We start from the raw sequence: 4,961 nt of genomic DNA, 5'->3' as shown, positions 1-4,961 counted from the left end.
CATGTGTGCTGGAGTGCTGCTGCGGTGGAATTCAGGCAGGTGTGGGAGAAATATCATATGCGCTGGTTTGATGCTAATTACCGGAAACGGTGGAAGATAGTAAAGCAGCATAATCTGTGGAGTAAATTAATATTTCGAGCGGGAGGGATATTGGGCTTTGACCTGGAAGAACTGTCGCCTGATAACTGGCTGCCCGGGGTGGAAACGCTGGGTGATCTGCTGGAGGTGTGCGGTATGGGGAAGTATGGGTTGAGTGAGAGGGAATTGAATGTAAGAATTTTTAATTTTGAGTTTTTAATTTTGAATGGGAATGTAATGTAATGAGCAGAAAATGAGTTACTTCCTGGATGGCTGGTAAGCCTCCCGGATGGTGACGGGGAGATATCAGTCCTCATGCGGGAAACGCTACCATCCGGGAGGTTTTCAACCATCCAGGAGGTAGCTTGGCTGGGGTATCTCTTAGTTGGGTGAAAGGTGAAATTGGAGTTTTTGCAAGGGGCGGTTTGAGTAACCATTCTGAAGGTCTATCGACCATTCAGAAGGTTAGACTTCCTGAGATTACTCCGGTGGTGCACGTCAACTTGATTGGTTAATCAGGGTTTATTTTTTCAAAAATCTCTACTACCTTAAGACCTTCTCCAGACCCCCTTTTCTTTTACGCACTGATATCTGCCACCGTGTTTGCTGCGGATAATTGCTTTATGATATTTGCGGTCGAATATAATTCTTGTATAATCATAATAACCATAGATATAGGGTTCATATCCCATACCATTTTGTATTTGCACCAATAAATATTCGTTCAGGAACTTTTTTCTTTGTGAATTTAATTTGTCTTTTTTAGAGAGGGCAAAGAATCCTAACAAAGAGCGTGAAATTTCATCAGTAGAATATATGGCTTTAAGGTCTAAGGGGATTTCAGGTCGGAAATCGAAGATATCATGTTTAATTTCAGTTGGCTTGTAACTCCATTGGATTGTGCTCATTAATCCCCTTTCCAAGGAACTATAGGACGGATAGTATAGTGATTCTGATACTTCGATAGAGACATGATTAGAGATCAGGATATACTCGGGATCATAATAGGGATTGCCATTTTGAGGGTTAAAATTCCTACTATTTTTTTTATACATTTCGGGAAAGATCATTTGGTAAAGAGCATAAGCTTCCTTTTCCCACTTACGGCAGAATCGTTTCTTAGGTTTAATTCCTGACTGATACCATTTATCTATTAACTCACTGAGTGCTTCAGTATTATCAGCTTCAAAGGCTGATTCGAGTGCAAGAGCATCTTTAGTCAGGGGGAAAAGAGAGAGTGATTCATCTGGGGACTGGCTTAGTAGGAGTAAACCATGATTTTCCCAGTATTTGCATTGAGCGTAATTTCCGGCAAACAGGTATTTATCTGCAGAAAGTAAGGCGTGATCTTTCATTGAGAAAGTAAAATCAAAATTAACTTCTCTCACTATATCTCCCATAGAGGAAACTAAATAGAGAGTTTTCAATGGCTCAGACTGCTGGATATAGATATTTTCTTTGCTAACCAGCTCAGATGAGAAACCTCTATATCGAGGGATATCAACAGCTTGTAATAAATTACCCTCCAAATCTAAGTAATTAACCTGATCTTTCAGGGGTTGACCTTCATAATCAATGTAATTTTTCGGGTTAGTCAGCCAGAAGGCTTTCCCTGGATACATAATGATCTGTTCATCCCACATATTAAACTGATAATTACAATTCCTGTCGCACTCAGCTATCATCTTCTTATCAATGAAATTCCACATTTTATCAAAAGTGTAAATTCTGGCAAAAGTGTAAATACTGGCACTATTAGAGAGAGTGAGTAAATAGTTGTATTTTCCTGTCATAAATAATTTTGTTGTCATGGTATAGCTTGATTCAATTGAATCTGAAAGAAGCATCTCAAAATAAAGTTCGAACTTCTCATTGATCTTAGCAATTAAAAATTTCCTGTCACGACAGATAACTAATAATATTTGGTCATTATCAATACAACAGTCTTCAATAGAGCCTTCAACTTTCATAGAATCTATGACTTTACCTTTTTTACTAATGTAGAGTATTCTGGAGGTTTGATGTTTTGCAGTTTTTATCAAAAAGCCTTCCTTATAGGGTATCATTAATGTTTTGTAATAATTATCAGAGACCTTTTTTTTCAATTTCAGGTGCAGTTCCTGATCAAAACTGTAAAAATAAAGCTTACCCCAGTTTCCACCTAAAGCAAATATTTGATCATCCTGGGTGATAACGTTGGTAAATGTATCTATATCATTATCAATGAAATATACCGGTTCCTGAGTAATTGGGCTGGAAATCAGCGGTGTAAGCAGGGAAAACAGGAACAGCACCAATATAAAGGTCTTCTTATTATGTATTACCGCGTTATTTTTTATCATATATGCACTTCCTGTTTAAGTATTTATCCTGCTGATATATTGTTAGCTTTATGGGAATATATGTCAATAATAATTTCTGCCACTAAGTGCATGTGCACCGCCGGGTATTTCCAGGTGGGGCGCAGATAACGTCCGAGGTAGGTAGTTTGATCTGTTGTCCAGAACTCTTTTCCGGAGTACCGTTCAAAAGTCCTGGCTTGGCTGGGTGATAGCTGTCGTGTTTGCGCCCCACCTGAGAGTACTCCGGCGGTGCACGTCCACTTAGTTGTTGAGATAGAAAGATCATCATATTATAAAAAACTTGCAGGATAATCATATAAGGAAAAGAATCTGTTTAGCAAATAATATCAGGGAGAATTAATATGAGTGATAAGAGCATCAGTAATTTTAAGCTGGAAGCACGGATATGTGAATTGCGTGAGATCGCGGGACTTTATGAGCGGTTTGGGGGAGTGGCATACAGAGGTTTACGTCGTTATTATCTGGCAGCGGGATATCAGTCAGGAGTGGACAGGCTCATCAAGCTGATATCAACAGACGCAGAATATCATAATAGCTTCTGGAAAGAGCCTTTGGCATATATCAGGGACTTTCTGTATGGATTTTTTAAAGACCGGGGCGGAAATCTGCCTGAGGTTTGGGTTGAGGGTGATATAGTTTATCTTAAAACGGAAGATACAGCTTATTGCGTAACAATTGATGCAGAGAAACATGTAACCGGTTGTCATTCAGATGTGTGTGCCATATATTGCCGGGCATTTGCTGAGGGTTTGATCTCAGTCTTTGAAGAGTTTTTCCCCGGGATTGTGATAAGTTTCCACAATGTGAGCAGTCAAAGATCGGGGGCAGGTATTCCTTGCGTGGAAGCATTTAAGGTAGTGGTTCCCTGATATTTAAGTTCAGGCAGCAGTGATCAGTTTCATTTTTGACATAGAGACAGGATAAAACAGCGATATTTCTTGACTTAAGAGTGAGTGTGTAAATTTTGTTAACATTGTAAATTTGCTTATGGAGGAATTAATGAATATCGTTATAATGGGCGTTCAAGGTAGTGGAAAAGGAACACAGGCGAAGAAATTAGCAGAATTAAAGGATTGGAAGCATGTAAATCTTGGTCAGCTATTTCGCATAGAGATGTCTGAAGGTACTGAGACCGGAAAAAAGGCAAAACAGTACATTACCAGTGGGGAGCTTGTGCCTGATGAGATAACCTTTGAGATATTTAAACATGCAACTGAGGAAGCAGGACAAAGTATGATCCTGGATGGATTTCCCCGTACACCGGCTCAGGCAGATTATCTTTTGCAGCATTATTCAATCGACCTGGTGATCGTGCTTGATCTGGAGGAATCTGAAGCAGTGAAAAGAATATCTGCCCGTAGAAACTGCTCAGGTTGCGGCGGAGATTACAATGTTCTCTTTAAGAAACCACAAAAGGAAGGCATCTGCGATGTTTGCGGCGGGACTTTGGTAACGCGTGAAGATGATAAGCCTCAGGAAGTTCAGCGTCGGATAGACATCTATCAGGAGCAGGCTAAGAAACTACTTGATTTCTTCCAGGGTAAAGTGAAGATCACTAAGATTGATGCTGCCCAGGGCATAAATGATATATTTGATCAGCTTGTGAGGGAAGTAGATACTCTCCAGTAGATAAATCAATGACAAACGAAAATCTGCAATCACATCAAAAGCTGGATTATCTGCTTAACCGGATACTCTATGTTTTTGCAGTGATAAACTTCTTTTTGCTGTTTCTCTCGGTAGAATTATCGGGCATTACAATGTATTATTACACTTCTTTTAGTGAGATAATATTTGTATTATACCTGATAATTCATGAGACACGGTATCAATTTACCTTCCAGCGGTTCTTATTGCGTCTACCGGATCTCTTTATTCTCCTGGTGAGTATATTTCTGCATTTACCAGCGAGTTTATTTCTTTTTTATCTTCTGGGAAGGCAGATATTAGTTAGTATTCGTAACCGTTCAGCAGGTTATATGGATCATCAGAAAAGTTCGCTGATAGACCATATTTCAGATAATCCGCCTGGTTTTTTTATGATAAGTTTTATTTTGACTATCAGTGTGGGTACGATGCTTTTGATGCTGCCTGCAGCAACGGCGTCAAACACCGAGACTCCATTTATTGATGCACTTTTTACTGCCACTTCGGCAACGTGTGTTACGGGATTGATAGTTCAGGATACGGGGGCATATTTTTCCTTATTTGGACAGATGGTAATCCTTATTCTGATCCAGATAGGTGCTCTGGGGATAATGACGATATCAGGAGCCTTCTTTATCATGATCGGGCAAAAGATGAAAATGCGCAGCGAGAATCTTATCCAGAATATGGTGGGAGAATCCAACAAGCTGGATATGGTGATGCTGGTTAAGAATATTGTCCTGGTTACGATCTCTATCGAAATATTGGGTGCGATAATCCTGTACTGGCGGTTCGCCAAAGATTTCGGGCAGGGATTGCACACCATATATATTGCAGTATTTCATTCTATCTCAGCTTTTTGTAATGCCGGAT

General features: G+C 39.7%; 5 protein-coding genes. 4 read left to right on the top strand and 1 reads right to left on the bottom strand.

The annotated features are described in order from the left end of the window. Positions 1 to 321: hypothetical protein (locus RAO94_11955; GenBank protein MDP8323056.1), on the top strand; the 321-nt coding region annotated here is incomplete at its 5' end. A 305-nt stretch (positions 322 to 626) separates the two neighbouring features. On the opposite strand, the gene RAO94_11950 is transcribed toward RAO94_11955, so the two are convergent. After that, positions 627 to 2,420 carry a hypothetical protein gene (locus tag RAO94_11950; protein MDP8323055.1) on the bottom strand — a complete coding sequence of 598 codons (1,794 nt, stop codon included), beginning with the start codon at positions 2,418 to 2,420 and terminating at the stop codon, positions 627 to 629. Between the two features lie 362 nt (positions 2,421 to 2,782). On the opposite strand from RAO94_11950, the gene RAO94_11945 reads away from it, so the two are divergent. The 3 genes from RAO94_11945 to RAO94_11935 form a co-directional block, all read left to right on the top strand. Beyond that, positions 2,783 to 3,310 carry a hypothetical protein gene (locus RAO94_11945; protein ID MDP8323054.1) on the top strand — a complete coding sequence of 176 codons (528 nt, stop codon included), beginning with the start codon at positions 2,783 to 2,785 and terminating at the stop codon, positions 3,308 to 3,310. A 130-nt stretch (positions 3,311 to 3,440) separates the two neighbouring features. After that, entirely contained in the window at positions 3,441 to 4,070 is a 630-nt protein-coding gene (locus RAO94_11940; protein MDP8323053.1) for a nucleoside monophosphate kinase, read from the top strand. A gap of 8 nt (positions 4,071 to 4,078) precedes the next feature. Continuing rightward, positions 4,079 to 4,961, top strand: an 883-nt coding sequence (locus RAO94_11935; protein ID MDP8323052.1) for a potassium transporter TrkG, incomplete at its 3' end; no start/stop codon positions are given.

Origin of the sequence: Candidatus Stygibacter australis, assembly GCA_030765845.1 — a bacterium.
GTDB lineage: Bacteria > Cloacimonadota > Cloacimonadia > Cloacimonadales > TCS61 > Stygibacter > Stygibacter australis.
Note: the sequence above shows the minus strand (reverse complement) of the source record. Positions and strands in the feature narration are given on the sequence as shown.

Bases quoted from the DNA above. Each gene is read 5' to 3' on its own strand.
- RAO94_11945 (MDP8323054.1), top strand. From the start codon at position 2,783: ATGAGTGATAAGAGCATCAGTAATTTTAAGCTGGAAGCACGGATATGT.
- RAO94_11940 (MDP8323053.1), top strand. From the start codon at position 3,441: ATGAATATCGTTATAATGGGCGTTCAAGGTAGTGGAAAAGGAACACAG.
- RAO94_11950 (MDP8323055.1), bottom strand. From the start codon at position 2,420: ATGATAAAAAATAACGCGGTAATACATAATAAGAAGACCTTTATATTG.